The following is a 25,788-nucleotide window of genomic DNA, read 5'->3' on the forward strand; positions in this document are numbered from 1 at the left end:
GCCCCGCGAGAATTTCTTTTGTTCGCAGGTCAGCTACCCAGAGCGACGGTTCGGCTCCGGTTTTTGTCGGTGGGGTCCGCCATGATGTCTGCGCGGTCCGAACCAGGCGGCCCGGAGGGAGGAGGCGGAAGTGGCGACGGTGCTGACCACCGCGGCGATCGTGCTCGCGGTCCTGCTGCTGTTCGCCGTCGCGGTGCTGTGGCGGCTCTACAACGACGGGATGCGCCGGGCGGACGCGGCGGCCCGGCTGGTGGCGGCCGAGCGGGCGAAGTCGGATCAGCAGCAGCTGGCGCTGCGCCGCTACGAGGTCGCGTTCGCCTCGATCAGCGGCCGCGGCGAACTGGGCGAGCAGGTGCTGCTGGAGACGGCGCGAGCGCTCGGGCTGCGCGAGAACCTGCACTTCACCCTGCAGACGGACGTGGGGGGCGGCGGCTCGGCGAAACCGGACATGGTGCTGCGGGTGGGCGGCGACCGCACGGTGCCGGTGGACGCGAAGGCGAGCATGGCGATCTGGGCCGAGGCGGTGGAGACCGACGACCCGGACGAGCGGATGGACGCGCTGCGCGCGCACGTCCGGCAGGTCCGCTCCCGGGCGGCCGAGCTGGCGGGCAAGGGCTACCAGCGCTGGGCCGACGCGATCTACGGAACGATCATGTTCGTCCCGTCCGACGCCGCCGTGGTCGCGGCGCTGGACACCGACCCGGAGCTGCTGCGCTGGCTCATCGACCGGCGGGTGTTCCTGTGCGGGCCGACCGGGTTCGGGGTGCTGGCCTCGGCGGCGTTGTTCGCGGCGAGCGACCGGACGCTGGAGGCCGACGTCGAGCAGGTGCGAGCCGGGGCGGCGGCCGCGCACCGGGCGGCGGGCGGCGCGGTGGACGCGCTGAACCTGTCGAGCACGCACCTCCAGCGGTTCCTGTCGGCGCGACGGCGGGAGCTGGAGGCTCTGGAGACGTTCCGGGCGACCGTGGCACCGCTGACGGACGCGGCGGGCAGCCCGTCGGCGGTTCCGCAGGTGCGGAAGGGGGACGAACTGGCGGCCAGCTGAGCGGGTCGAGTCGAGTCGGCTAGGACTGGCGAGGCGTGGGCTGGTCGAGCGGCGAGGCCCGCTGCGGTGAGGTCGCGCCGGGCGCGAGTGCTCGCGGCAGCGTCCGGACAGCGGCGGTCGGTGCGTGCCGAACCGGCAGCCGGCCGGATCCCGCGCTCTTCTTCGCCGGAGGCGACCGGCCCGCCGGACCCCGCAGGACGACGCCGCGCAAGCCTCCCACCTGCGACAAACCGCGCATCCTCGCGATGGACAGGAGACGAACCGGCAGCGCTTCCAGAGGACTGGACCACACCACAGCAGCACCCGGCGGGGCCACTCGGGTCACGCCGCCGGGTGGCGGTACACCCACGTCGGCGGCGGTGCTGGCAAGATCTTCACAACCACGAGATACGGTGTTGTGCTGTGACCGCGATTCGCGATCGCCAGAGCGATCCAGATGCCGACGACGTCCCCGTGCCGTGGGACGAGCGTCCAGTCGTCGGTTCGAGGCGCGGGCTGCCGTGGTGGGCGGCGGTCCTGGTCGGCCTCGGCCTGGCGGTCGTGGGCGCCCTCGTCGGCAAGCCGAGCCAGGCCAGCATTCCCGTCATCTTCACGGTCTGTTACGTCGTGGGTGCCGTGTTCGCGGTGTGCGCGGTAAGGCGCCGTGGCCTCTTCGGACCGATGGTGATGCCGCCGCTCGTGCTGGCGATAACCGTGCCCAGCGTGATCCTGCTGACCTCGGGGTCGCAGGGCGACGACATGTTGTCCAAGGCGCTGAACATCGGCACCCCGCTGATCAACGCGTTCCCGATGATGGCGATCACCACCGGCGTGACGCTGCTGATCGGGTTCGTCCGGATCTTCCGCGAGCGCGACCCGGACGCCCCAAAAAAGGGCAAGGGCGGCAAGTCCGACAAGCGGCGCGCGGACGAAGACGACGAGAAGCCCCGTGCCGCGGCGACGTCGGCGGGTGGGCGGCCGCGGCCGCCGGGCTCGCGGACCGGTCAGACGCCGTTGCCGCAGGGTGCCCGCCGTGGCCGTGAAGGCGAGCCGCCTCGTCGACCGCGCCCGCCTGCGGAAGGCGACCGCCGTGCCCCCCGCGCGGGTGCGCCCGCCGAGCGCGACCCCGATACCCGTGGCACCCGCAAGCCGCCGCCGGCGAACCGGCGCCCCCGTCCGGAGGAAGGCGACCCCCGGCGCCGGGAGCCCCGCGGCGACGCGCCCCGCCGCCGCCCGCGCCCGCCGGCCGAAGACGGCCGTGACACACCGCCGCCCCGCCGCCCGCCGGGCGGGCGAGGAGCCCCACCGCGCCGGAACCGTCCCTGGGACGACGAAGAGCGCTGACGACCAGCGAAAGGCGGTCACCTTCTGCGGAGGGTGACCGCTTTTCGCATACGCGGGCCCGAAGTCGCCGTGCGGACGGACGGGGCGGCACCGAGCGCGGGCCCGGAGGCCGCATCCCGAAGGCACCGAGCGCGAGCCCGGAGGCACCATCCAGACGGGCGGCGGCGCCGAGCGCGGACCCGAAGGCACCATCCATGCGGGCGGCGGCACCCGACGTGCGCGAGCGGCGGTGAGTCCACCGCGCGACCAGCGGGTGGGGCGTCAAAGGCACCGGACTCCGCGATGCGAGGAACTACTCAACGCGGCCCACAACGACCGCAGCCGCGCAGGGCAGCCGGCGCCCACTCAACCCCGCAACTCAACCCCGCAACGCAGTTCGGCGGCGAGCCGCACCCGCGACCCGCCGCCGAACCGACCACCGAAACTCAGACCTTCCGCAGCTCCTTCGGCGGCGCGAAGGTGATCTTCTCGTTCGCCGTGGTGACCTCGTCGACGTCGCCGTAACCCCGCTCGGCCAGCCAAGCGAGCAGCTCCATCACCAGCTCGTCCGGCACCGACGCTCCCGAGGTGACCCCCACCGTCGTCACGCCGGAAAGCCACGCCTCGTCGACCTCGTGCGCGAAGTCGACCAGGTACGACGCCCGGGCGCCGGCCTTGAGGGCCACCTCGACCAGGCGCTTCGAGTTGGACGAGTTCGTCGACCCGACCACCAGGACCAGGTCGCACTCCGCCGCCATCGCCTTGACCGCGACCTGGCGATTGGTCGTCGCGTAGCAGATGTCGTCGCTCGGGGGGTCCGCCAAGCCCGGGAAGCGCTCGCGGAGCTGGTCGACGCGCTCCATCGTCTCGTCGACCGACAGCGTCGTCTGGGACAGCCAGATCACCTTCGACGGGTCGCGCACCTCGACCTTGTCGACGTCCTCCGCCTTGTCGACCAGCTGAACCTTGTCCGGCGCCTCGCCGGCCGTGCCCTCGACCTCTTCGTGGCCCTCGTGGCCGATCAGCAGGATGTCGTAGTCGTCCTTGGCGAACCGGTTGACCTCCTTGTGCACCTTCGTCACCAGGGGGCAGGTCGCGTCGATCGTGCGCAGGTTCCGGTCGGCCGCCTCCGCGTGCACCATCGGCGAGACGCCGTGGGCGGAGAACACCACCAGCGCGCCCTCGGGCACCTCGGACGTCTCGTCGACGAAGATCGCGCCACGCTCGCGCAGCGTGTCGACCACGTGCCGGTTGTGCACGATCTCCTTGCGGACGTACACCGGGGCGCCGTAGACCTCGAGGGCCTTCTCGACGGCGATCACCGCGCGGTCGACGCCGGCGCAGTAGCCACGGGGTTTGGCGAGCAGCACCCGCTTGCCGGAAGCGGTGCCGGTGATCGTCGGGGTACCCGCGGGCTCGATTCCGGGACTCGCTGAACTCATGGCACCCAGGGTACGGGCAGTCCCGAGAGGAACTCGAAGTCCCTTTCGGGTGAGCTTCGTCCCCCTATCGTGCTGTGCCCGGGGTCACGCAACGCGCCCGAACCCACTCGTTCGGTTGGGCAGGATGGCGGATATGCGGCAGGCTAGACGTATGAAGCCATTCCCGCTCCCCCTCCGGGTCGCCGCGGGCCTCGCCGTCAGCACCGCCGAGCGGGTTCGTGAGCTTCCCCGGCAGCTCGCCGGGCTCCCGGTGACCGTCGTCAGCCAGGTCCTGCAGGCCTCCATGCGGGTGCAGCAGCACGTCACCGAGCTGGCGATCAAAGGCGACAACGCCCTGTCGACCCTGCGCCCCGTCGAGGACGCGCCCAGCTGGGCGACCTTCGACGAGGACGTCGAGCCCCGCGTCCCGCCCACGCGGCCGAACCTCGCGCCGGTCGCCGACGTGCCGGAGCCGCGCTCGGAAATCAACGGTCACATTCCGTCAGCAGCCGAACTCGAAGCGGAGCTGGGCGATCCGTGGGCCGAAGAGGAACGCGCGCTCGCCGAGGACCACGCCGACGGCGAGAACGACAGTGACGCCGACGACAGCGAGAAGCCCGACGAGGCGCCCCGCACCCCCAAGCCCGGCACGCCCAAGGTCGACAAGAAGGTCAAGGCCGACACCCCCCGGACCAGCGCCGCCGGGTACGCCGGTCCCGCCGGGCTGACCGGCTACGACCAGCTCACCCTCCCGCAGCTGCGGGCCCGCCTGCGTCAGCTCTCGATCCCCCAGCTCGAGACCATCCTCGAGTACGAGCGCGCGAACGCCGACCGCTCGTCGTTCACCGGGATGTTGTCGCGCCGGATCGCCAACGCGCGCAAGGCCGAACAAGCCGGGGAAGACAGCACGGAAGGCCAGTGAGCACCGAGTCCGCCCCGGCCCCCACGAGCACCGCCGAAAACCCGTGGCCGGTCCGCACGGTCGCGCGCAAGATCGGCGACTGGATCCACCGGCTCGGCAGCGTCTGGGTCGAAGGCCAGGTCACGCAGGTCAACTCTCGGCCGAACACGCAGACCGCGTTCCTGACGCTGCGCGACCCGTCGGCGGACGTCTCGATGTCGGTGACCTGCCCGAACTGGCTGATCCGCGAGATGGAGCCGCCGCTGCGCGAGGGCGCCAGCGTGGTGGTGCACGCGAAGCCGTCGTTCTTCTTCGGCCGCGGCACGATCAGCCTGCGCGCCGACCAGATCCGCGCCGTCGGCATCGGTGAGCTGCTGGCCCGGATCGAACGCCTGAAGAAGCTGCTGACCGCCGAAGGCCTCTTCTCGGCGCAGCGCAAGCGGCCGATCCCCTTCCTGCCCCAGGGCGTCGGGCTGATCACCGGCCGCGCGTCGGCGGCCGAGCGGGACGTCCTGGTCAACGCCCAGACCCGGTGGCCGCACGTCCGGTTCAAGGTCATCAACACCGCCGTGCAGGGCTCGCAGGCCGTGCCGCAGGTCATGCGCGCGCTGCGCATCCTCGACGCCGACCCCGAGATCGACGTCATCGTCATCGCCCGCGGCGGCGGCAGCGTCGAAGACCTGCTGCCGTTCTCCGACGAGGCGCTCTGCCGCGCCGTCTCGGCCGCCGGCACGCCGGTGGTGAGCGCGATCGGGCACGAGCCCGACACCCCGCTGCTCGACTACGTCGCCGACCTGCGCTGCTCGACCCCGACCGACGCCAGCAAGCGGATCGTGCCGGACCACCGCGAGGAGACCGAACGGGTCCGCCAGATGCGCGACCGCGGGCGCCGCGCCCTCCACGGCTGGGTCGACACCCAGGCGCGTCTGCTGACGCAGCTGCGCAGCCGTCCGTCGCTGGCCGACCCGCTCGGCCCGGTCCAGCGGCGCCAGGACGACGTCGACGTCCACCGCGAACGCGCGCGCCGCGCCATGCTGACGCTGCTCGCCAAGGACCAGGCCGAGCTCGCGAGCTCACGGGCCCGGCTCACCGCGCTCGGCCCGGCCGCGACGCTGGCCCGTGGTTACGCGGTCGTGCAGTTCCTCGACGCCGAAGGCAACCTCCAGGTACTCCGCTCCGTCTCCGAAGTCGAGGCCGGTGCCCAGCTGCGCGTGCGGGTGGGCGATGGCGCGATCGGCGCGGTGGCGGAAGGAGAACTGGGGTGACGCTGAAGGCGGCGACGTTCCTCCCCCTCACCATGGACGCGGCCCGGCGCTCGGGCTCGTGGCCGCTGCTGGACCAGGCGATGCGCACCGACCGCGCGGCCGCCGAATGCTGGACGGCGCTGCTCGCGGGCTGCGGCGGCGCGGCCCGCCGCGAGCTGGGTCCGCAGCTGCGGAGGCTGTCCGAGGCGACGTCGACGCAGGTCGGCTCGCGCTGGTGGTTCGCCGAGGGTGCCGGGCACCGGAAGCGGGTGGCGGGCGCGCAGGAGAACCTCGAAGAGGCGATTGCGGAGGGTGACGGACAGGAGTTCGCGCTGGCGTTCGTCGGGTACGACCACGCGATGGCGAGCGCGGTAGTGTGCGCCAGCACCCCATCCCGGAAGGTCGGAGAACGCCCAGCGTGAGCGAAGCAGCCAGCGAGGAACTCGGCTACGAGCAGGCCCGCGACCGGCTCGTAGAGGTCGTCCGCGAGCTCGAAGCCGGTGGCCTGTCCCTCGAGCAGTCGCTCGCGCTGTGGGAGAAGGGCGAGAAGCTCGCGAAGGTCTGTGAGCGCCATCTCGAAGGCGCGCGCGAGCGCATCGAGGCTGCTCTGGCGTCTGTGGAGGACGAAACCGGCAACGGTCAGTGACGTTTGCCATGCCTTCGGCATCGGGAAACCGGACAGGGATCTGACAGACTGTTGACCCGCCAGTTCCACGATCCGGGAGGCTCAGATGTCCACCGCCGAAAGCCGTCGTGAAGCGCCCGACCGCAACCTCGCGATGGAACTGGTCCGGGTGACCGAGGCCGCCGCGATGGCGGCCGGCCGCTGGGTCGGCCGCGGCGACAAGATCGGCGGGGACGGCGCGGCCGTCGACGCGATGCGCCAGCTCGTGTCGACGGTGTCGATGCGCGGGGTCGTGGTGATCGGCGAGGGCGAGAAGGACGAAGCGCCCATGCTGTTCAACGGCGAAGAGGTCGGCAACGGCGACGGGCCCGACTGCGACGTCGCGGTCGACCCGGTCGACGGCACCACGCTGATGGCCAAGGGCATGCCGAACGCCCTCGCGGTGCTGGCGGTCGCCGAGCGCGGCGCGATGTTCGACCCGTCCGCGGTGTTCTACATGGAGAAGCTGGCCGTCGGGCCGGAGGCGGCGGGCAAGGTGGAGCTCGGCGCGCCGATCGCGGAGAACATCCGGCGCGTCGCCAAGGCGAAGAACAGCAGCGTCGGCGACGTCACCGTGTGCATCCTGGACCGCCCGCGGCACGAGCAGCTCATCAAGGAGGTCCGCGACGCCGGCGCGCGGATCCGGTTCATCTCCGACGGCGACGTCGCGGGCGCGATCGCCGCGGCCCGCCCGACCACCGGCGTCGACATGCTGGTCGGCATCGGCGGGACCCCGGAGGGCATCATCGCCGCCTGCGCGATGAAGTGCCTCGGCGGCGAGCTGCAGGGCCGGCTCTGGCCGAAGGACGACGCCGAGCGCGAGAAGGCCATCGCCGCCGGTCACGACCTCGACCGCGTACTCCTGAACGACGACCTCGTGCGCGGCGACAACGTCTTCTTCTGCGCCACCGGCGTCACCGACGGCGACCTGCTGCGCGGCGTCCACTACCGCGAGGGCGGCGCGACGACGCAGTCCATCGTGATGCGGTCCAAGTCCGGGACCGTCAGAATGATCGACGGCTACCACCGGCTCACCAAGCTGCGGGCGTACTCCTCGGTCAACTTCGACGGCCACCTGGACGCGCCCGACGACGACGTCGTTCCCCCGCTGCCGTAAGGAGTTCCGTGCCCAGGCGACTGCTGGCCCTGCTGGTCCTGATGTTCGCCTCGGTCCCCGCCACCGCGTCGGCCGACCCCGCCATCGTCGGGGGCGGCAACGCGGACCAGCCGTACCCGTTCGCGGTGTCGCTGCACTCTTCCACCGGCAAGCTCTTCTGCGCCGGCGCGCTGATCGCCCCGACCTGGGTCGTGACGGCCGCGCACTGCGCGTTCGACAAGACCCCGCCCGCGATCTCCGTGCGGGCAGGGACGGCTGATGTGGGTCAGGGCGGCGAAGTCGTCCAGGTCGCGGACATCGTCGTGAACCCGGCGTTCAACACGCAGAGCCCGGCGGGCGACATCGCGCTGCTGCGGCTGGCGACCCCCGCCAAAGCCGCGCCGATCGCGCTCGCGACGACCGCGGCGCCGGGCACGGCCACGCGGATCCTCGGCTGGGGCCAGACCTGCCCGAAGGTGAACTGCGGCCAGATCCCCACGACGCTGCAGCAGCTCGACACGCACATCGTCGAGGGCGCGAAGTGCACGTCGGTGTTCGACGGCACGGCCGAGCTGTGCACGGAGAACCCCGGCGGCAAGGCCGGCGCGTGCTTCGGCGACTCCGGCGGCCCCGAGGTCGTCCGCGACGGCGACCACTGGCTGCTCGTCGGCGTCACCAGCCGGCCGGGCAACAACGACCCGGTGTGCGCCTCGGCGCCGTCGATCTACACGTCCGTCGTCGCCTACGCGCCGTGGATCGCGGAAAAGACGAAGGCCTGACCTACTCGGCGTTGCTGGAGTGGCCCGGGAACAGGTGCGCGTCCGGGTCGAGGGCGACGGCGATGTTGTTGACGGCCGTCGCGGCCTCGCCGAAGCCGGTCGCGATCAGCTTGACCTTCCCCGGGTACGCGGCGACGTCACCGGCGGCGTAGACGCGTTCGCGCGCGGTCGCCATCGTCGAGTCGACCGCGATGGCGCGGTGGTCGATCTCCAGGCCCCAGCTCTCGATCGGCCCGAGGTCGGCGGTGAACCCGAGCGCCGCGACGACGGCGTGGGCCGGCAGCCGCTCGTCCCCGGCACCCTTGACCGAGAGGTCGACGGCTTCGAGCACGCCGTCGGGTGTTTCGACGAACCGCGTGACCTCGGCGTCGGTGATGATCCGGACACCGAGCTCACGAGCCTGCCGCACGATGGACTCGGCCGCGCGGAACTTGGCGCGGCGGTGCACGAGCGTCACGCTCTCCGCGATCGGGTGCAGCGCGAGCACCCAGTCGAACGCCGAGTCGCCGCCGCCGACGATCACGACGTGCTGCCCCGCATGCGCCTGGAACGACGGGACGAAGTGGACCATGCCGCGGCCGAGCCAGCCGTCGCCGGCGGGCAGCGGACGCGGCGTGAACTCACCGATGCCCGCGGTGACGAGGACGGCGCCGGCCCGGAGGGTCTCGCCGCCGTCGAGGGTCAGCTCGACCTTGTCGCCCACGGTCTCGAGCTTCTCGGCCTTGCGCCCCAGCAGGTACTTCGGCTTCCACGGCGCGGCCTGCTTCACCAGGCCGTCGACGAGGTCGCGGCCGCGGACCTCGGCGAACCCGCCGACGTCGTAGATCATCTTCTCGGGGTACATCGCTGTCACCTGGCCGCCGGGCTCGGGCAGCGAGTCGACGATGGCCATCGACAGCCCGCGAAACCCGGCGTAGTAGGCGGCGAAGAGGCCAGTCGGACCCGCGCCGATGATCACGAGGTCGTAGGAGTCCCCAGAAGCTTCAGTCATGCTCGCTCCAGCCAGTGGTGGATGGCGGTGATCGAGAACACAGCCGATCCTAGCGTCGCGGTCCGCCGAAGGTGGTCGACGCCACCACGCGGACACGCCGGAAGAGGTCCAGAATCGGTGTCATGGCTGACCAGGAATACCGGATCGAACACGACACGATGGGCGAGGTCCGCGTGCCGGCCGACGCGCTCTACCGGGCGCAGACCCAGCGGGCCGTCGAGAACTTCCCCATCTCCGGCCGGGGCCTGGAGCGTGCCCAGATCCGCGCGCTCGGCCTGCTCAAGGCCGCCGCCGCGCGCGTCAACCTCAAGCTGGGCGTCCTCGACGCCGACGTCGCGAACGCGATCGCCAAGGCCGCCGACGAGGTCGCCGAAGGTGCCTATGACGCGCACTTCCCGATCGACGTCTTCCAGACCGGCTCGGGGACGTCGTCGAACATGAACGCCAACGAGGTCATCGCGACCCTGGCGAGCAAAGCCCTCGGCCGGGACGTGCACCCGAACGACCACGTCAACGCGTCACAGTCGTCGAACGACACCTTCCCGACGACCATCCACGTCGCCGCGACCGAAGCCGTCCTCAAGGACGTCATCCCGGCGCTCGAGTACCTCGCCGGCGCCATCGAGACGCGTGCCGCGGAGTGGAAGGACGTCGTGAAGTCCGGCCGCACGCACCTGATGGACGCCGTGCCGATCACCCTCGGCCAGGAGGCCGGCGCGTGGGCGTCGCAGGTCCGGTTCGGCATCGAACGGCTGAAGTCGGGCCTGCCGCGCCTCGGCGAGCTGCCGATCGGCGGCACCGCCGTCGGGTCGGGCCTCAACGCGCCCGACGGCTTCGGCACCGCCGTCGCGACCGAGCTCGCCACCGTGACCGGCCTGCCGCTGACCGAGGCCCGCGACCACTTCGAGGCGCAGGCGACGCAGGACAGCGTCGTCGAGACGTCCGGGCACCTGCGCACCCTCGCCGTGTCCCTCAACAAGATCGCCAACGACCTGCGCTGGCTGGGCTCCGGCCCGCGCACCGGCCTGGCCGAACTCGCGTTGCCGGACCTGCAGCCGGGCTCGTCGATCATGCCGGGCAAGGTCAACCCGGTCATCCCGGAGGCGACGCTGCAGGTCGTCGCGCAAGTGATCGGCAACGACGCGGCCGTGGCCTTCGCCGGTGCCGCGGGCAACTTCCAGCTGAACGTCAACCTGCCGGTGATCGCGCGGAACGTCCTCGAGTCGGCGCGCCTGCTCGCCGCGGTGTCACGGCTGCTGGCGGACAAGGTCTTCGCGGGCATCACCGTGAACACCGAGCGCACCCGCACCTACGCCGAGGGTTCGCCGTCGATCGTGACGCCGCTGAACAAGTACATCGGCTACGAAGAGGCCGCCGCGGTGGCGAAGCAGGCGTTGAAGGAGCTGAAGACGATCCGCGAGGTCGTCATCGAACGCGGCCTGGTGAAGGACGGCAAGCTCACCGAAGAGCAGCTCGACGAAGCGCTCGACGTCCTCCGGATGGCCCGCGGCGGCAAGTGACCCGCTACCGCCGGCGCAGGCGGCTGTCCGCCAGCGCCGGCGGGGTGTAGTCCTTCTCGGCCGAGTTCAGGTCGGTGCCCGGCGGGACGATCTCGTCGATCCGGTCGAGCACCTCGTCGTCCAGCACCAGGTCGGCGCCGGCCAGCAGGTCGTCGAGCTGGGCGGGCGTGCGCGGGCCGATGATCGCCGACGTCACGCCCGGGTGCGCCCGGACGAACGCCGTCGCCAGGTGCGTGAGGGGCCGGCCCAGGTCGTCGGCGATCTTCTTCAGCTGCGCGATGGCCTCGAACTTGACGGCGTTCTCCGGCAGCGCCGGGTCGAACTTGTGCGCCTGCAACGTCCGGCGGCCTTCGGAAAGGTCCACATCGGACGGTTTCAGGTACTTGCCGGACAGCCAGCCGCTGGCCAGCGGGCTCCACGTCAGCACGCCCATGCCGTACTTCTGCGCGGTCGGCAGCACCGCGGCCTCGATCGCCCGGTTGAAGATCGAGTACGGCGGCTGCTCGGCGCGGAACCGCGCCAGGCCGCGCTTTTCCGCCACCCACTGGGCTTCCACGATCTGCTCGGCCGGGAAGTCCGACGACCCGATCGCGCGCACCTTCCCCGCCCGCACGAAGTCCGTCAGCACTGAGAGCGTCTCTTCGATGTCGGTCGTCGGGTCCGGCCGGTGGACCTGGTAGAGGTCGACGTAGTCGGTGTCGAGCCGCCGGAGGCTGTCGTCGAGCGCGCGGGTGAGCCAGCGCCGCGACAGCCCGCCCTGGTTGGGGTCCGCACCCATCGGGAAGAAGCCCTTGGTGGCCAGCACGACCTCGTCGCGGCGGCCCTTCAAGGCCTTCCCGACGATCTGCTCGTTTTCGCCGTCGCTGTACATGTCCGCGGTGTCCCAGAAGTTGACGCCCGCGTCGAGCGCGGTGTGCAGCATCCGGACGCCCGCTTCGTGATCGGGGTTGCCCCACTTGCCCAGCATCATCGCGCCGAACGCGTACTCGCTGACCGAAATCCCGGTACCGCCCAAAATTCGTCGTTGCATGCCCCTACCTTGCGAGCGGCGGCCGGATCGGACCAGGTCACGGTCAACCTGGGTCTGGCAGTACCAGGCGGGGAGCCGCGAAGCGGGGATACTGGAGGCATGAGTGACGCAGCCGAGCTGGGCGCCTTCCTGAAGGCGCGCCGCGCCGCACTGGACCCCGCCGACCTGGGCCTGCCACCCGGGATCACGCAGCGGCGGGTCAAGGGCCTGCGCCGCGAAGAGCTGGCGCAGCTGTCCGGCATCAGCGTCGACTACTACACGCGGCTGGAGCAGGGCCGCGCGAAGAACGTCTCGGACGCTGTTCTCGACGCACTGGCCCGCGCGCTGCGGCTCAACTCCGGCGAGGAGGCCTACCTGCGCAACCTCGCCGCGCCGAAGCGCCGTGGCGAGCGCGCGCCGCAGCAGGTCCGGCCCGAGCTGCAGCAGCTGCTCGACGCCATCCAGGCGCCGGCGTTCGTCTTCGGCCGGTACCTGGACGTGCTGGCGTGGAACGCGCTCGGCGGCGCGGTCGCGTTCGCCTTCGCCGACCTGGACGAACGCAACATGCCGAAGCTGATCTTCCTCGACGAGCGGGCGAAGCAGCTGCACCCGGAGTACGACGCGGTGTGCCGCGAGCTCGTCGCGAACCTGCGCGCGGAGAGCGGACGGCATCCGGGCGACCCGCGGTTCGCCCAGCTCATCGGCGAGCTGTCGCTGGCGAGCGAGCGGTTCCGGAAGCTGTGGGCCGAGCACGCGGTGCAGGAGAAGGCCCAGGGCTGGAAGGTGCTGCGCAACCCCGTCGTCGGTGAGCTGCGGCTGCGCTACGAGACGCTGCGCCTGCCCCAGGACCCCGACCAGGGCATGGTGGTCTACCACGCCGAGCCGGGGTCGGAGACCGAACGCGCGCTCGGCCTGCTGGCCAGCTGGATCGCGTCCGATGAACGACCGGTGAACACTCGGTCGTCGCAACCCCACGCCGGGTGAGCGCTGCTTAGGCTGCTTCACCTGGGGAGTCAGGGGTAGAGGAGCGGCACGGTGGGCGTCGGCGCGACGATGCAGTCCCTCGCCGAGATCCTCAGCTCGGACTCGGGCAGCCTCGTCCTCGGGCTCGCCGCGCTGGTTGCGATCGCCGCGCCGTTCATCGACCGCTACTTCATCCGGCGGCGCCGGCTGACTTTCCGGGTGCTCTACAACTCCAAGATCGGGCTGTCGCCGATCGACCTCCACGACGGTGAGAACGGCTCCGCGCAGGCGGATCCGGAGCTGGCGCGGACCGCCCGGCTGCTGAACCGGATGAGCGTCGTCGTGATCCGGATCCACAACACCGGCGGGTTCGACATCGCGCCGGGCGATTTCGAGATCCCGCTGTCGTTCACCTTCGGCAGCCGGATCGTCTGGGACGCGCGGGTTTCCGACGCCACCGACGACGGCTTGCGCCAGCACGTCCGGGACGGTCTCGAGTTCTTCACGCGGGAGACGCCGCAACGGCCGGTCGAAGGCGTGAAGCTGTCCCGGGTGCGCGCGCTGCTGCCGAAACGGCTGGCCGGGCTGGCCGCGGCCGAGCCCCCGCCGCCGGAGGCACCCGAGTGGCACGGCGTGCGGTTCGCGCGGCTTTCGTTGAAGCGCAAGGAGAAGTTCAAGCTCGTCGTCGTGCTGCGGGAGTCCGGCGGGCACGACGGCGAGATCAGCAAGGAGATCGACCACCACGCCCGGCTCGCGGCCGGGCGGATCAAGGACGACCGCAAGCAGCGCCGGTTCGGCTGGCCGGTCATCACGACGGCGGTCGGGGTGCTGCTGACCGGCGCCCTGCTGGCCACGCTGATCGTGTCGTGGTCGCGCCCGGGCGTCGACAGTGCGCTGTGCGCCAGCGGGAAGCTGTCGGTCGAGGGGTCGAGCGCGTTCGTGCCCATCATCGGCAGCATCGCCGCGGAGTACCACGGCCAGTGCGACGGCGCGGCCATCACGACCCGCGCGACCGGCAGCGTCACCGGCGTCCGCGCGCTCGCCCCGGTCGACGCGGCGGGCAAGGACGAGCTGGCCGTGCTCTCGGACGGCCGGTCCGGCGAAGCGGGCCCCGATCTGGAGGCCAAGGCGGTCGCGGTGGTCGTGTACAGCCTGGTCGTCAACCGCGCCGCCGGCGTCGACCGGCTGACGACTCAGCAGGTCAAGGACATCTTCAGCGGCCGCGTGCGGAACTGGGACCAGCTGCGGCCGGGCACGTCGGTGCCGATCGGGATCGTCGGGCGCGGGCAGGAGTCGGGCACGCGCAAGACGTTCGAGCAGAAGGTCCTCGGCGGCGCGGAGGACCGGCTGACGTCGGACTCGTGCCGCAAGCCCGAGCGTGACCCGGCCGCGGCGACCACGCGCTGCGAACGCGGCACGACCGCCGAGGTGCTCACCGAGGTCGGCGCGGTGCCGGGCGCGATCGGGTACGCCGACGTCCCGGCGGCCAAAACAGCGGCCGCCCGCGATCAGCAGGTGACGGTCGTGCAGCTCGACGGCCACTACCCCGACGTCACGACCGTCGACGCCGGGTACCGCTTCTGGACCGTCGAGTACCTCTACACCAAGGGCGTGCCGGCGAACGGGAGCGTGCTGAAGCGGTTCCTGGACTACCTGGCGAGCCCGACCGCGCGAGCCGAGCTGCAGGACGCCGGTTTTGTGCCGTGCGTGGCCAAGGACGGGCTGCTCGACCCCGTCTGCACCAGGGCGGACATCTGACCGACAAGAAATTGTCGGTGGTCCGGGTCATGATGTCCGAGTGTTGCTCAGCGAGATAGTCCGGGCGTCCGCCGACCTGGCGGCGACGAGGTCCAGGAAGGCGAAGATCGCCCTCCTGGCCACGCTGCTGCGCGCGGCCGAGGTCGCGGAGCTGCCCGTGGTGATCGCGTACCTGACCGGGCAGACGGCGCAGGACAGGCTGGGTGCGGGCTGGCGCACCCTGGCCGGGCTGGGCGCCGGGTCCGCTCCCGATCCGGTCGTGACGGTGCTCGAAGTGGATTCCGCGCTGACCGAGGCGGCCGGGGTGGCGGCGGGCACCGGGTCGTCGACCCGGCGGCAAGAGGTCCTGCGTGCGCTGTTCGAGCGGCTGACCGAGGGCGAACAGCAGTTCCTGTTCAGGCTCGTCACCGGCGAGCTGCGGCAGGGCGCGCTGGAAGGCGTGATGGTCGACGCGGTCGCGGCGGCGGCCGACGTCCCGGCCGTCGACGTGCGGCGCGCGTTCATGCTGTCCGGGAAGCTCGGCGTCACCGGCGTCGCGGCGCTGACCGGCGGGCAGGCGGCGCTGGCGGAGTTCCGGCTGACACTGGGCACGCCGATCCGGCCGATGCTGGCGTCGCCGGCGGAGTCGCTCGACGAGGCCGTGGCCGAGCACGCCGAGGCGATCGTCGAGTACAAGATGGACGGTGCGCGGATCCAGGTGCACCGGCAGGGCGACGAAGTGCACGTCTGGACGCGGACGCTGCGCGAGATCACCGGCAGCGTGCAGGAGCTGGTCGAGCTGGTGCGGGCGCTGCCGTGCGAGTCGGTGGTGCTGGACGGCGAGACCTTGGCGCTGACCGACGCCGGGCGGCCCCGGCCGTTCCAGGACACGATGAGCCGGTTCGGCAGCACCCGCGACGAGCAGGTGAAGGCGCTGCTGCTGCGGCCGTACTTCTTCGACTGCCTGCACCTCGACGGCGTCGACCTGCTGGACGCGCCGCTGTCCGAGCGCAACGCGGCGCTGCGCAAGGTCGCCGGGGCGCACGTGATCCCCGGCGAGGTGGGCGTTTCGCGCGCCGCCGAGGTGCTGGAGGCGGCGATGGAGGCCGGGCACGAAGGGGTGATGGTCAAGGATCTGGCGTCGCCGTACGCGGCCGGGCGGCGCGGGCGCGCGTGGCTCAAGGTCAAGCCGGTGCACACGATCGACCTGGTGGTGCTCGCGGCGGAATGGGGCCACGGCCGGCGCACGGGCACGCTGTCGAACCTGCACCTGGGCGCCCGCGACCCGGACGGCGGCCCGCCGATCATGGTGGGCAAGACGTTCAAGGGCATGACCGACGAGATCCTCGCCTGGCAGACCAGGACGTTCCAGGAGATCGAGACCCACCGCGACGACTGGACGGTGTACGTCCGCCCGGAGGTCGTGGTGGAGATCGAGCTGGACAGCGCCCAGGTTTCGACGCGCTACCCCGGCGGCCTCGCACTCCGCTTCGCCCGGGTGGTCCGCTACCGCCCGGACAAGGAAGCCGGGGACGCGGACACGATCGACACGGTCCGCGGCCTCCTCCACGGCGACCGCTCGGAGGAACCCTGACCCGACCCTCCAGGCACGCAAACCGACCCTCCAGACACGCAACCCGACCCTCCAGGCACGCGAGTCGACCCTCCAATCACGTGTGATGCCCCTTCAATCACGCGTGATGCTCGCCCAATCACAGGTGATGCCCCGAACCGCCCCCGAAAGGAGCCGACTACGAAAGTCTCGATCGCGACATCTCGCGCGTCGGCGGTGTTTTCCTCCTAAAAGGAAAGACGAAAGTCGATGTTGCCTTCTCCCCGTCGTGAGCAGAGTGGCTGATGGAGTTTCCTTCGGCCAGGGAGAAAGCATGAGATTGCGCGCTGTGTCCGGCTTGCTCGCGAGCACCACCTTGCTCGTGACCGCGTTCGCGGCGCCCGCCGGCGCCTCGCCCGTGCCGAGCACGCCGAACGCCGGGCACCAGCCGTCGAAGCACCACTTCTCGACGGCAGCGCAGTCCTTCGTCGGCGCCGACACCGTGCAGAAGCGCGTCGCCAAGCTGGAAGCGGCGATGGCGTCGCTGCCGAAGGAGAGCACCGCGTACAACGCGACGAAGCTGTGGAACGCCGGCATCACCGGCGCGGGCAGCACCGTCGCGACGCTGGTGTCCTTCGGCGACGACCAGGTCAAGCAGGTCCTCGACACGTACTCGAAGAACCACGGCCTGCCGCCGGCGAACGTCGAGGTCATCCAGCCGTCCGGGCCCGTCCCGGCCTGCACCGACCCCGGCGCCGACACCGCGACCTGCCAGGGCTGGGGCGGCGAGACCGACCTCGACGTCACGATGATGCACGCCATGGCGCCGAACGCGAAGATCATCGTCGCGGCCACCCCCGTCGCGGAGACGCAGGGCTTCACCGGCCTGCCCGAGATGATGCACGCGGTCGACTACATGACCGAGCACAAGCTCGCCGACGTCATCTCGATGAGCTTTGGCACCACCGAAGAGAACTTCCCGTCGTTCGACTCGATCAAGACGCTCGACCCGGCGCTCGACCGCGCGAGCAAGGCCGGGATCACGATGGTCGCCTCCTCCGGCGACGACGGCCCGACCGGCGGCTACCTCTACGGCCCGGGCAACTACCCGTACCGCGTCGCGAGCTGGCCGGCGTCCGACCCGCGCGTCACGACGCTCGGCGGCACCCAGCTGCACCTCGACGCGAACGGCGAGCGCACCAAGGCGGACGACGTCGTGAACGTCGCCGACAACGGCTTCTCCGAAGGCGCCGGGCTCTCCAAGACGTACGCGCGGCCGAACTGGCAGGACGGCGTCAAGAAGGTCACCGGTAGCAAGATGCGCTCGTTCCCGGACATCAGCATGGAAGGCGTCTTCGGGACGTCGCAGTCCGCGCCGCTGTTCGCCGGCGTGCTCGCGCTCGCGGTGCAGGCCAAGCACGGCAAGCTCGGCCAAATCAACCCGGCGCTGTACACGAAGCTCGGCCCGGCCGGCACGAAGGCGGGCATCGTCGACGTCACCGAAGGCGACAACAGCCAGGACGGCGTCACGGGGTTCACCGCGGCGAAGGGCTTCGACGTCGCCAGCGGCTGGGGCACGGTCGACGCGTCGGTCTTCGTCCCCGCACTGGTGAAGGCACTGCGCTGACCATTTCACCGGAATAGGTCACATTCGGTTTATTCGACGCGGAGATTCGCGCCGGTGTCAGCAATTTTCCCCACAGATCGCGAAGGCGTCCGTCGCCGACGGGACGAGCTACACCAAGGTGTACGCCGCGGAAATCAAGCAAAAGAACTTCATCGTTTTCCGCACCACCACCGTCAGCAATTTCGCGGTGGGTTTCCGGCCGGGGCAGACCGACCTCGTGATCGTGCCGCTCGAGGAAAAGAGCGGCACGGTCACGGCGGGCACTCCGCTGACGATCACGGACGCGAACCGGGCGTCGGTCAAGAAGCGTGATCTGCAAGGCCGGTTCGTGATCAAGACGACGGAGGGACAGAGCTTCAAGCTCGGCATCCTCCCCTCCGTGCCGAAGCTCCTCGCCGCCAGTTACCAGCTGCCGGTCGAGCAGAAGGCCGAGTACGAGGCGTTCACCACCCTCCGGGACGCCCTCACCACGGCCTGAAGACCGAGCGCCCCGGTGCTCCACACCGGGGCGCGTCCGGCTTCAGTAGCAGCGGTCGGACTTGATCGCGTACGTGTAGTTGTCGGACAGGTTGGACGTCACGTCGAAGCGGATCTTGTGGTGGACGGGCGGGTCGCCGAGCACGCCGTGCGACACGGTGTGCTCCTTGCCCGGCGCGATCGCGCCGCTCCACAGGCCCTTGTCGAAGACGTCTTCGACGATCTGGACGAGCAGGCCGCGGTAGTCGTGGTTGTGCACGGTGATGTCGATCTTCTGCCCGGCGCCCACCTCGACGACCTTCGTCGCCCCGCCCATCAGCGGCCCGCCGGCACAGACCTTCGTCGCGGCGGACGCGGACGGCGCCACCAGCAGCGTCGCGGCCAGCGCGACCATCGGAACGATCAGCTTGCGCATCAGCGGTTCCCACCTTCGTCTTGACCACAGTGGACGTTTCGGCGATGTCGATGCCGAACTTCATCGAGCCGCCGCAGTAGGCGTGCTTGCCGTTCTTGAAGTAGAGCGTCAGGTCACCCGCGCATTCGAAGACGCGGATGTCCCAGGTGCGCTCGCCCGGCCACAGGCAGATGGCGTCCTTGCCGGCCCGGCGCATCCAGCCGTGGTACCCGGACTCGCACGTGATGATCGGATCACTCGCGACGACCCCCGCCGCCGGAGTCGAGGCCGACGCCGCGCCGGCCGGCAGCAGGCTCGCGACGAGCGTTAGGGACCATCGGCGCGACAGGGGAAGGCCGCCATCGGCCACCCCGGAGCGAAAGCCAAACGAAGATCGTCTTCGCAGGTCAGCGCAATGGCCAGCGGGCCGCGAAAGCCAAATTCAGGCGGCGATCCGGACGGAGAAGAAGACCGCGCGGGCGTCCGGCAGCAGCAGGTGCCCTTCGGAGTCGGCCATCTTCCAGTAGACCTGGCAGTGCCCGGCGACCGGCGGCGCCTGCACGTCGACGGAGATCCGCACGTGGTCGCCGGGCGCGGTGTAGGGCACCGGCACGCGGTCGGGCGTGCGGCACTGGTCGGGACTGCCGAACGAGCCCGAGCGGACGATGTACCGCCCGATCCATCCGACCGATCCGGCGTTCCGCAGCTCCCACGTCTTCACGAACCGGCTCCCGGCGGAGACGGCGGCGCCGTCGGGAACGGTCACGTCGGCGACGAACTCGGACACATCGCCGGGGCCGGTCGCCGCGGGTTCGGCCGAGAAAGCGCCACCGAAGAGGAGGACAACCGCGACGACGAGCGCAACGGCGACGGCCGTGGCGAGCCCATAGGCCGCCCACCGGCGACGCGGGGGCGGAGGTTCGGGCTCGCGGGAGAGGGAAGATTCGCGCGCCGAGCGAGGCTGGGACGACTCCGGCCCGGCCTCCCGCGATCCAGGCTCAGGCGAGTGCGCTCGCCGGCGCCCTTCAGTCCCAGCTCCAGGGACGAGCGCCCAGCGGCGTCGCCCAGCGCCCTGCGACTCAGCCTCCGGCAAGACCGCTCGCCGACGCCGTTCAGCCCCAGCCCCCGGGACCAGCGCCCAGCGGCGTCGACCGGTCTCCCGCACCTCAGGCTCCGGCTCGCGCGCCTTCTCCCAGCACCCGCGCCACTCCAGCCGGGCCGACGTCTCGTCCTGGCCCAGCACCCCGACCGCCAGTACCCGCACGAACTCCCACGTCGTCTCCCAGCTCGGCAGGTGCCGGCCCCGGGCCGCCGCCGACAAGGCCGACTTCGAGGCCAGCGCACCGAACTCGTCGCGCATCCGGTCGTACGACGGGTCGCCCGCCGCGCGCTTCAGCTCCCACAGCCGGCGCGCGAACCCCGCGACCGGTCCGGTTTCCTCCGCGGGGCCGAGCGCGATCCGCCCGCGCCGCCCCGGCGTGCGTTCGACGTCCATCTCCGCCGAGAATAGGACGCGCACCGGGTGACCGGCTCGACTCGATCGAGTGGTCCACAGTGGAACTATCCTCCGGGGATGCGCAGCGAAAAGCTCACCCGCGCCTGGTTCGCGGTCACCGCCGTGGTCGCGCTGACCGGCCCCGTCTCCCAGGTGGTCGCCACCGCGAACGATCCCGGCGGCCGGGTCGCGAACCTGCTCTGCTTCTTCACCATCGACTCGAACCTGCTCGTCGCCGCGACCTCGGTCCTGGTCGCGCTCGGCCGCCACCGCGGCAAGTTCTTCGCCGTGCTCTGGCTCGACGCGCTGGTCGGCATCATCGTGACCGGCATCGTCTACCAGGTCGCCCTCGCCGGCTTGTACGAGCTGCACGGGCTTTCGCTGTTCTCGGACACCATGCTGCACCGGGTCACCCCGATCCTGTTCGTGCTCGGCTGGCTCGTCGCCGGCCCGCGCGGCGCCCTGACCTGGCGCACGGTCTGGTGGTCGCTGCTCTACCCCCTGGCCTGGCTCGCCTTCACGCTGCCGCGCGGCGCGATCACCGGCTTCTACCCGTACCCGTTCCTCGACGCCGCCGCGCTCGGCTACGGCCGCGTGACGATCAACTGCGTCGTCATCGGCGTTTTCTTCACCGTGCTGGCCATCGGCGCGCTCCTCCTCGACCGCCGACTGTCGAAGAAATCGTTGACAATCTCGGCGACAACACCGTAGCGTCCCGACCCGGCTACTTCCCTCCGTGCCGAGGAGATGTGCAATGCCGGGCCTCAAGCGCTGTCTCATCGCCATCGTTCTCCTCCTCACGGCCACGCCGGCCGTCGCCGACGCGCGTCCGGTGACCTCGGACGGGCTGAGGGATCTGCCGGCGATCCACCCCGTGATGACCTGCGGAGACGTCCCGCAGCTCGACCTGACCGGCGTCACCGACGCGAAGGTCACCATCCAGTCCGCGACCGTCGTGACCACCGGGACCCCGAAGCCCTACTGCGAAGTGAAGGGCACGGTCGCGCCCGCGAACACCGTCGTCGTGCGCCTGCCGATCGACGGCTGGACCCAGCGCTACGTCCAAACCGGCTGCGGCGGGCTGTGCGGCAGCGCCCGCATCGACTACGGCCAGGCCTCGACGTGCCCGCTCGTCGTCGACGGCTCGCTCGCCGGCGCCACGACCGACATGGGCCACCAGGGCCAGAACGACGGCTCGTGGGCGCTGGACAACCCTCAGGCGCAGATCGACTTCGCCTACCGCGGCGTGCACGTGACGTCCCAGGTCGCCAAGGCGCTCATCAGCCGGTTCTACGGCCGCGGCCCGGCGTACTCCTACTTCACCGGCTGCTCCGACGGCGGCCGCGAAGCCCTCATGGAGGCCCAGCGCTACCCGGACGACTTCGACGGCATCGCCGCCGGCGCGCCCGCCAACGACATGGCCGTGCAGAACACCTTCCACCACGCCTGGAACGTCGTCGCCAACCTCGACGCCGACGGCCACGCCACCCTGCTCGCCGGCAAGCTCCCGCTCGTCCACACCGCCGTGCTCAACGCCTGCGACGCGCTCGACGGCCTGCGGGACGGCCAGCTCGACGACCCCAGGCGGTGCCACTTCGACCCCGCCGCGCTGGTCTGCGCGACCGGCCAGGCCCCGGCGACCTGCCTCAGCCCGGCCGAGGCCACCGTCGTCCGCAAGCTGCACGACGGCGCCGTCGACGCGCAGGGCCGCCGCCTGGAGCCGGCGATCGCGCACGAATGGGGTTCGGAGCTCGAGTGGTCGCTGTTCGTCCCGGCGACGCCGACCGGGCCGTCCGCCAGCGCGAACTTCGCCCTGTCCTACCTGCGCTACCTCGCGTTCCCCGGCGCGCAGAACCCGGACTTCCGGTTGTCGGACCTGAAGTTCACCGTGGCGTCGTTCTGGAAGACCGTCCAGTCGTCGAGCTACCTGGCGGCGATGGACCCCGACCTGACGCGGTTCCAGCGCGGCGGCGGGAAGCTGCTGCTCTGGCACGGCTGGAACGACCAGCACATCTCGCCGCAGTCGACGCTCGCCTACTGGGACGCCCTGCGCGCCGCGACCCGCGTCGACAGCTTCGCCCGGCTGTACCTGTTCCCCGGCGTCGCGCACTGCGGCGGCGGCGACGGGCCGAACACCTTCGACGTCCTGACGCCGGTGATGGCCTGGGCCGAGAGCGGCAAGCAGCCCGGGAAGGTGGTCGCGTCGAACGCGACGCGCAGCCGTCCCGCCTACCCGTACCCGACGGTCGCCCGCTACGACGGCACCGGCAGCGTCGACGACGCGGCCAACTTCGTCCCGTTCACGCCGCGTACCGAGCCCGGGCCCGGCTACCACTGGGTCGGCGAGCGCCTCTACAGCAGCGACTACCAGACGTGGTGCCGGGTCGTCGGCGGCGAACTCGTCTGCCGGCCCGCGAAGACCTGGCTGACCGCGTTAGGGTCGGGCACATGACGGCGATCGTGCAGAACCTGGTGACGTCCGGCACCTTCCAGCTCGACGGGGGCAGCTGGGACGTCGACAACAACGTGTGGATCGTGGGCGACGACACGGAAGTGATCGTGATCGACGCGGCCCACGACGCGAAGGCGATCGAGAACGTCGTCGGCGAGCGGAAGCTGGCGGCGATCGTCTGCACCCACGCGCACAACGACCACGTCAACGCGGCCCCGGAGCTCGCCGAGGCCACCGGCGCGCCGATCCTGCTGCACCCGGACGACCGGGTGCTCTGGGACCAGACGCACCCGGACCGCGCGCCGGACGCCGAGCTGGCGGACGGCCGGACGATCACGATCGCGGGCACGGAGCTGCGCGTCATCCACACGCCGGGGCACGCACCGGGCGCGGTGTGCCTGTACGCGGAAGACCTGGGCGTGCTGTTCACCGGCGACACGCTGTTCCACGGCGGCCCGGGTGCGACCGGACGGTCCTATTCGGACTACCCGACGATCGTGAAGTCCATCCGCGAGAAGCTGTTCACGCTCCCGGACGCGACCAAGGTGCACACGGGCCACGGCGAGGGCACGACGCTTGGCGCCGAGAAGACCGCTTCGAGCGGCTGGGACGAGGCTTAGGACGTGTGCTTCCGGGCGACGAGGGCGAACTCCTCGATCGCCCGGTCCAGCGCGGTCACGGCCTTCCGCACGGCCGGCGGCAACCCGTCGGGCTCACCGCTCTCGTCCGGCTCGTGCCGCACGTGGTGCAGGTCCATGTCCTTCTGCCGCACGTTCTCGGCCGCGCCGACCAGCTCGTCCGGCCCGCTCATGACCAGGAGCCCGAGCAACGAGCGCATTTCCGCGCGCGCCGTGTAGTACTCGCCTTCGTACGCCGCCAGCGCGGCGGGTTCGCGGCGTTCCCCTTGGCGGTGGGTGACGTTGAGGCTGACCAGGTGCTGTCGCGCGCGTGCCGCGGCCTCGATGAACCGGCCGCAGCGGTCGGCACGGTCCTGCCGCAGCTTCGCGCGTCTCGCCGCATTGAGCTTCCACGGCTCGAGGAGGGCGCCCAAGGTGACGCCGATCAGCGATGCCACCGCGGCGATGACCGCGGCACCGACCGCGGTCAGCACGTCAGCCGCGGCGCGCTCGGAGACACCCGTACGCGCTGCTTCGCTTCTTCGGCCAGCGTGAGCGCCCACGCCTGCAACCCCGCCACGTCGATGCCGTGCGGCGGCTCGCTCCGGAACGACTCGATGTTCGCTGCGCCGCGCTCCAGCAACGACGCCGCGCCGACCGCGTTGCCGCGTAACGCGTGCGTCAGCCCCACCGCCAGCTGGGCGAGCCCGCGCCACAGCTCCCGATCACTCCCGTCAGCCGTCTTCCACGCGTCCTCGAAGACCTCGTGCGCGTGGAACGGTTTGCCGTCGTCGAGGAGGTGCTGGGCCTCCGCAAGCGTTTGCGCCGGCGTCCTCGCGATGCCTTCCGGCTGGCGCTCGATGCCGTCCGCGCCGTAGGGCAGGGGCCGGCCGAGGCCGTCGCGCGGTCGCGCGTTGCGGGCCCGGCCCTCGGTGTCGCGGTCGCGGCGGCTCATGCCCCGATCCTGCCACGGGCCCGGCCGCGTTCGCCGTCTCGCGCCGGGCCACGTAGCCTGGGGACTCGTGCGTTTCCTCGACGGCCACCGGCCCGCTCACGACCTGACCTACGACGACGTGTTCCTGCTGCCGAACCGTTCGGACGTGGAGTCCCGTTTCGACGTCGACCTCTCCACCGCGGACGGCACCGGCGCGACCATCCCGATCGTCGTCGCCAACATGACCGCGGTCGCCGGCCGCCGGATGGCCGAGACCGTCGCCCGCCGCGGAGGGCTGGTGGTGCTCCCGCAAGATGTGGACAGCACCGCCGTCTCCGAGATCGTCGGGTGGGTCAAGAGCCGTCACACCGTGTGGGACACGCCGCTGGTGCTGACCGGCGGCGATGCCGTGGCCGACGCCCTCAACCTGGTCCACAAACGCGCGCACGGCGCTGTCGTGGTCGTCGACGGCGAAGGCCGCCCGGTCGGCATCGTCGACGAAGCGGCCTGCGCGGGCGTCGACCGCTTCGCGCGTCTCGCCGACGTCGCGCAGCCCCCGACCGTCGCGGTCCCGCTGGCCACGCCGGCGCGCGAGGTCTTCGAACGCCTCCACAGCGCCGGCGCTCAGCTGGCACTCGGCCTGGACGCCGATGGCCGCCTCGCCGGCGTGCTGACCGCCGTCGGCGCGCTGCGCGCGGACATCTACACCCCGGCCGTCGACGGCGACGGCAAGCTGCGCGTCGCCGCCGCGGTCGGCGTCAACGGCGACGTCGCGGCGAAGGCCGAAGCCGTACTCGCCTCGGGCGTCGACGTGCTGGTCGTCGACACCGCGCACGGGCACCAGGAGAAGATGATCGCCGCGCTGAAGGCCGTCCGGTCGGTGTCGCCGCAGGTCCCGGTGGTCGCCGGGAACGTCGTCACCGCCGAGGGCACGCGCGACCTGATCCAGGCCGGCGCGGACGTCGTCAAGGTCGGCGTCGGGCCGGGCGCGATGTGCACGACCCGGATGATGACCGGCGTGGGCCGCCCGCAGTTCTCCGCGGTCGCCGACTGCGCGGCCGCGGCGCGCGAGCTGGGCAAGCACGTGTGGGCCGACGGCGGCGTCCGCCACCCGCGCGACGTCGCGCTGGCGCTGGCCGCGGGCGCATCCGCGGCGATGGTCGGCTCGTGGTTCGCCGGCACCTACGAATCCCCCGGCGACCTGCGGTTCGACGAGCAGGGCCGGCCCTACAAGGAGTCGTTCGGCATGGCGTCGAAGCGCGCTGTCGGCGCACGGACGCGCACGGACAACGTCTTCGACCGCGCGCGCAAGGCGCTGTTCGAGGAGGGCATCTCGGCGTCGCGGATGTCGCTCGACCCGGCCCGGCCGGGCGTCGAGGACCTGCTGGACTCGATCGGCTCCGGCGTCCGCTCGTCGTGCACGTACGCGGGCGCGCGCACCCTCGAAGAGTTCCACGAGCGCGCGCTGCTGGGCGTCCAGTCGGCGGCCGGCTTCGCGGAGGGCCGCCCCCTCCCCTCGGGCTGGTAAAGCCGTGAAGGCCTCCTTACCGGCCTTTAGAGCCGGTAAG

At 71.5% G+C, this 25,788-nt stretch carries 25 protein-coding genes; 18 read left to right on the top strand and 7 right to left on the bottom strand.

Annotation, left to right across the window (positions count from 1 at the left end):
* Positions 1–130 precede the first annotated feature (130 nt).
* Positions 131–1,045, top strand: coding sequence for a DNA recombination protein RmuC (locus tag AB0C38_RS25670; RefSeq protein ID WP_360677703.1), 915 nt, complete (start codon positions 131–133; stop codon positions 1,043–1,045).
* 402 nt (positions 1,046–1,447) lie between these two features.
* Positions 1,448–2,368, top strand: a complete 921-nt coding sequence (locus tag AB0C38_RS25675) for a DUF6542 domain-containing protein (RefSeq protein ID WP_360677705.1) — start codon at positions 1,448–1,450, stop codon at positions 2,366–2,368.
* Between the two features lie 425 nt (positions 2,369–2,793).
* On the opposite strand, the gene AB0C38_RS25680 is transcribed toward AB0C38_RS25675, so the two are convergent.
* Positions 2,794–3,789, bottom strand: coding sequence for a 4-hydroxy-3-methylbut-2-enyl diphosphate reductase (locus AB0C38_RS25680; RefSeq protein WP_360677707.1), 996 nt, complete (start codon positions 3,787–3,789; stop codon positions 2,794–2,796).
* A gap of 151 nt (positions 3,790–3,940) precedes the next feature.
* Between AB0C38_RS25680 and AB0C38_RS25685 the strand changes: the two genes are divergently transcribed.
* From AB0C38_RS25685 to AB0C38_RS25710, 6 genes are all read left to right on the top strand, one after another.
* Positions 3,941–4,690 (top strand): lipid droplet-associated protein, encoded by a 750-nt coding sequence (locus AB0C38_RS25685; protein WP_360677709.1) that lies wholly within the window; start codon positions 3,941–3,943, stop codon positions 4,688–4,690.
* Positions 4,687–5,934, top strand: a complete 1,248-nt coding sequence (gene xseA, locus AB0C38_RS25690) for an exodeoxyribonuclease VII large subunit (protein WP_360677711.1) — start codon at positions 4,687–4,689, stop codon at positions 5,932–5,934. The genes AB0C38_RS25685 and xseA overlap by 4 nt, the downstream gene beginning before the upstream one ends.
* Positions 5,935–5,966: 32 nt before the next feature.
* On the top strand, positions 5,967–6,335 hold the full coding sequence (locus AB0C38_RS25695) for a hypothetical protein (protein WP_360677961.1): 369 nt from the start codon (positions 5,967–5,969) through the stop codon (positions 6,333–6,335).
* The gene (locus AB0C38_RS25700; RefSeq protein WP_257926454.1) at positions 6,332–6,559 is read left to right on the top strand and encodes an exodeoxyribonuclease VII small subunit; all 228 of its coding nucleotides are present in this window, start codon (positions 6,332–6,334) and stop codon (positions 6,557–6,559) included. Before AB0C38_RS25695 ends, AB0C38_RS25700 begins: the two co-directional genes overlap by 4 nt.
* A gap of 85 nt (positions 6,560–6,644) precedes the next feature.
* Positions 6,645–7,694 (top strand): class II fructose-bisphosphatase, encoded by a 1,050-nt coding sequence (gene glpX / locus AB0C38_RS25705; RefSeq protein WP_360677714.1) that lies wholly within the window; start codon positions 6,645–6,647, stop codon positions 7,692–7,694.
* A gap of 41 nt (positions 7,695–7,735) precedes the next feature.
* Entirely contained in the window at positions 7,736–8,452 is a 717-nt protein-coding gene (locus tag AB0C38_RS25710; RefSeq protein ID WP_360677963.1) for a serine protease, read from the top strand.
* Position 8,453: 1 nt separating this feature from the next.
* Here the strand turns inward: AB0C38_RS25710 and AB0C38_RS25715 are convergent, their stop codons facing one another.
* The gene (locus AB0C38_RS25715; protein WP_360677716.1) at positions 8,454–9,443 is read right to left on the bottom strand and encodes an NAD(P)/FAD-dependent oxidoreductase; all 990 of its coding nucleotides are present in this window, start codon (positions 9,441–9,443) and stop codon (positions 8,454–8,456) included.
* Between the two features lie 122 nt (positions 9,444–9,565).
* Here AB0C38_RS25715 and AB0C38_RS25720 point away from each other — a divergent pair, with 122 nt between their 5' ends.
* Positions 9,566–10,963, top strand: coding sequence for a class II fumarate hydratase (locus AB0C38_RS25720; protein ID WP_360677718.1), 1,398 nt, complete (start codon positions 9,566–9,568; stop codon positions 10,961–10,963).
* 4 nt (positions 10,964–10,967) lie between these two features.
* Here the strand turns inward: AB0C38_RS25720 and AB0C38_RS25725 are convergent, their stop codons facing one another.
* A complete protein-coding gene (locus AB0C38_RS25725) occupies positions 10,968–11,993 on the bottom strand; it encodes an aldo/keto reductase (RefSeq protein WP_360677720.1) in 1,026 nt (341 codons plus the stop codon).
* A gap of 99 nt (positions 11,994–12,092) precedes the next feature.
* Here AB0C38_RS25725 and AB0C38_RS25730 point away from each other — a divergent pair, with 99 nt between their 5' ends.
* The 5 genes from AB0C38_RS25730 (at position 12,093) to AB0C38_RS25750 (ending at position 18,329) form a co-directional block, all read left to right on the top strand.
* On the top strand, positions 12,093–12,956 hold the full coding sequence (locus AB0C38_RS25730; RefSeq protein WP_360677722.1) for a helix-turn-helix transcriptional regulator: 864 nt from the start codon (positions 12,093–12,095) through the stop codon (positions 12,954–12,956).
* A gap of 51 nt (positions 12,957–13,007) precedes the next feature.
* Positions 13,008–14,693, top strand: a complete 1,686-nt coding sequence (locus tag AB0C38_RS25735) for a substrate-binding domain-containing protein (protein ID WP_360677724.1) — start codon at positions 13,008–13,010, stop codon at positions 14,691–14,693.
* Positions 14,694–14,733: 40 nt separating this feature from the next.
* On the top strand, positions 14,734–16,266 hold the full coding sequence (locus tag AB0C38_RS25740) for an ATP-dependent DNA ligase (protein WP_360677726.1): 1,533 nt from the start codon (positions 14,734–14,736) through the stop codon (positions 16,264–16,266).
* A 292-nt stretch (positions 16,267–16,558) separates the two neighbouring features.
* Positions 16,559–17,851, top strand: coding sequence for a S53 family peptidase (locus tag AB0C38_RS25745; protein ID WP_360677728.1), 1,293 nt, complete (start codon positions 16,559–16,561; stop codon positions 17,849–17,851).
* A 118-nt stretch (positions 17,852–17,969) separates the two neighbouring features.
* Positions 17,970–18,329: a hypothetical protein gene (locus tag AB0C38_RS25750; protein ID WP_360677729.1), complete on the top strand. Its 360-nt coding sequence runs from the start codon at positions 17,970–17,972 to the stop codon at positions 18,327–18,329.
* Positions 18,330–18,371: 42 nt separating this feature from the next.
* Here the strand turns inward: AB0C38_RS25750 and AB0C38_RS25755 are convergent, their stop codons facing one another.
* Together AB0C38_RS25755 and AB0C38_RS25760 are read right to left on the bottom strand one after the other, a co-directional pair.
* The gene (locus tag AB0C38_RS25755; RefSeq protein WP_360677731.1) at positions 18,372–18,743 is read right to left on the bottom strand and encodes a hypothetical protein; all 372 of its coding nucleotides are present in this window, start codon (positions 18,741–18,743) and stop codon (positions 18,372–18,374) included.
* Positions 18,744–19,164: 421 nt separating this feature from the next.
* Positions 19,165–20,217 carry an NBR1-Ig-like domain-containing protein gene (locus tag AB0C38_RS25760; protein ID WP_360677733.1) on the bottom strand — a complete coding sequence of 351 codons (1,053 nt, stop codon included), beginning with the start codon at positions 20,215–20,217 and terminating at the stop codon, positions 19,165–19,167.
* 78 nt (positions 20,218–20,295) lie between these two features.
* Here AB0C38_RS25760 and AB0C38_RS25765 point away from each other — a divergent pair, with 78 nt between their 5' ends.
* From AB0C38_RS25765 to AB0C38_RS25775, 3 genes are read left to right on the top strand one after another with little or no spacing between them, the layout of a single operon-like run.
* Entirely contained in the window at positions 20,296–20,928 is a 633-nt protein-coding gene (locus AB0C38_RS25765) for a Pr6Pr family membrane protein (RefSeq protein ID WP_360677735.1), read from the top strand.
* Between the two features lie 43 nt (positions 20,929–20,971).
* A complete protein-coding gene (locus tag AB0C38_RS25770; protein ID WP_360677737.1) occupies positions 20,972–22,669 on the top strand; it encodes a tannase/feruloyl esterase family alpha/beta hydrolase in 1,698 nt (565 codons plus the stop codon).
* A complete protein-coding gene (locus AB0C38_RS25775) occupies positions 22,666–23,289 on the top strand; it encodes an MBL fold metallo-hydrolase (RefSeq protein ID WP_360677739.1) in 624 nt (207 codons plus the stop codon). The genes AB0C38_RS25770 and AB0C38_RS25775 overlap by 4 nt, the downstream gene beginning before the upstream one ends.
* Here AB0C38_RS25775 and AB0C38_RS25780 read toward each other — a convergent pair.
* Positions 23,286–23,780 carry a hypothetical protein gene (locus tag AB0C38_RS25780; RefSeq protein ID WP_360677741.1) on the bottom strand — a complete coding sequence of 165 codons (495 nt, stop codon included), beginning with the start codon at positions 23,778–23,780 and terminating at the stop codon, positions 23,286–23,288. The two genes, AB0C38_RS25775 and AB0C38_RS25780, sit on opposite strands and share 4 nt — an antisense overlap.
* Positions 23,774–24,241 carry a DUF309 domain-containing protein gene (locus AB0C38_RS25785; RefSeq protein WP_360677743.1) on the bottom strand — a complete coding sequence of 156 codons (468 nt, stop codon included), beginning with the start codon at positions 24,239–24,241 and terminating at the stop codon, positions 23,774–23,776. The genes AB0C38_RS25780 and AB0C38_RS25785 overlap by 7 nt, the downstream gene beginning before the upstream one ends.
* A 67-nt stretch (positions 24,242–24,308) precedes the next feature.
* On the opposite strand from AB0C38_RS25785, the gene AB0C38_RS25790 reads away from it, so the two are divergent.
* Positions 24,309–25,748: a GuaB1 family IMP dehydrogenase-related protein gene (locus tag AB0C38_RS25790; RefSeq protein WP_360677745.1), complete on the top strand. Its 1,440-nt coding sequence runs from the start codon at positions 24,309–24,311 to the stop codon at positions 25,746–25,748.
* Positions 25,749–25,788: the final 40 nt, after the last annotated feature.

Origin of the sequence: Amycolatopsis sp. NPDC048633 (genome assembly GCF_040650695.1) — a bacterium.
Classification (GTDB): domain Bacteria; phylum Actinomycetota; class Actinomycetes; order Mycobacteriales; family Pseudonocardiaceae; genus Amycolatopsis.

What these genes read in the sequence shown, in the direction of transcription:
- AB0C38_RS25695 (WP_360677961.1), top strand. Translation starts at nt 5,967, where the DNA reads ATGGACGCGGCCCGGCGCTCGGGCTCGTGGCCGCTGCTGGACCAGGCG.
- AB0C38_RS25755 (WP_360677731.1), bottom strand. Translation starts at nt 18,743, where the DNA reads ATGCGCAAGCTGATCGTTCCGATGGTCGCGCTGGCCGCGACGCTGCTG.
- AB0C38_RS25770 (WP_360677737.1), top strand. Translation starts at nt 20,972, where the DNA reads ATGCCGGGCCTCAAGCGCTGTCTCATCGCCATCGTTCTCCTCCTCACG.
- AB0C38_RS25725 (WP_360677720.1), bottom strand. Translation starts at nt 11,993, where the DNA reads ATGCAACGACGAATTTTGGGCGGTACCGGGATTTCGGTCAGCGAGTAC.
- AB0C38_RS25760 (WP_360677733.1), bottom strand. Translation starts at nt 20,217, where the DNA reads ATGGACGTCGAACGCACGCCGGGGCGGCGCGGGCGGATCGCGCTCGGC.
- AB0C38_RS25680 (WP_360677707.1), bottom strand. Translation starts at nt 3,789, where the DNA reads ATGAGTTCAGCGAGTCCCGGAATCGAGCCCGCGGGTACCCCGACGATC.
- AB0C38_RS25785 (WP_360677743.1), bottom strand. Translation starts at nt 24,241, where the DNA reads ATGAGCCGCCGCGACCGCGACACCGAGGGCCGGGCCCGCAACGCGCGA.
- AB0C38_RS25715 (WP_360677716.1), bottom strand. Translation starts at nt 9,443, where the DNA reads ATGACTGAAGCTTCTGGGGACTCCTACGACCTCGTGATCATCGGCGCG.
- AB0C38_RS25745 (WP_360677728.1), top strand. Translation starts at nt 16,559, where the DNA reads ATGAGATTGCGCGCTGTGTCCGGCTTGCTCGCGAGCACCACCTTGCTC.
- AB0C38_RS25720 (WP_360677718.1), top strand. Translation starts at nt 9,566, where the DNA reads ATGGCTGACCAGGAATACCGGATCGAACACGACACGATGGGCGAGGTC.
- AB0C38_RS25710 (WP_360677963.1), top strand. Translation starts at nt 7,736, where the DNA reads ATGTTCGCCTCGGTCCCCGCCACCGCGTCGGCCGACCCCGCCATCGTC.
- AB0C38_RS25730 (WP_360677722.1), top strand. Translation starts at nt 12,093, where the DNA reads ATGAGTGACGCAGCCGAGCTGGGCGCCTTCCTGAAGGCGCGCCGCGCC.
- AB0C38_RS25775 (WP_360677739.1), top strand. Translation starts at nt 22,666, where the DNA reads ATGACGGCGATCGTGCAGAACCTGGTGACGTCCGGCACCTTCCAGCTC.
- AB0C38_RS25765 (WP_360677735.1), top strand. Translation starts at nt 20,296, where the DNA reads ATGCGCAGCGAAAAGCTCACCCGCGCCTGGTTCGCGGTCACCGCCGTG.
- glpX (WP_360677714.1), top strand. Translation starts at nt 6,645, where the DNA reads ATGTCCACCGCCGAAAGCCGTCGTGAAGCGCCCGACCGCAACCTCGCG.
- AB0C38_RS25685 (WP_360677709.1), top strand. Translation starts at nt 3,941, where the DNA reads ATGAAGCCATTCCCGCTCCCCCTCCGGGTCGCCGCGGGCCTCGCCGTC.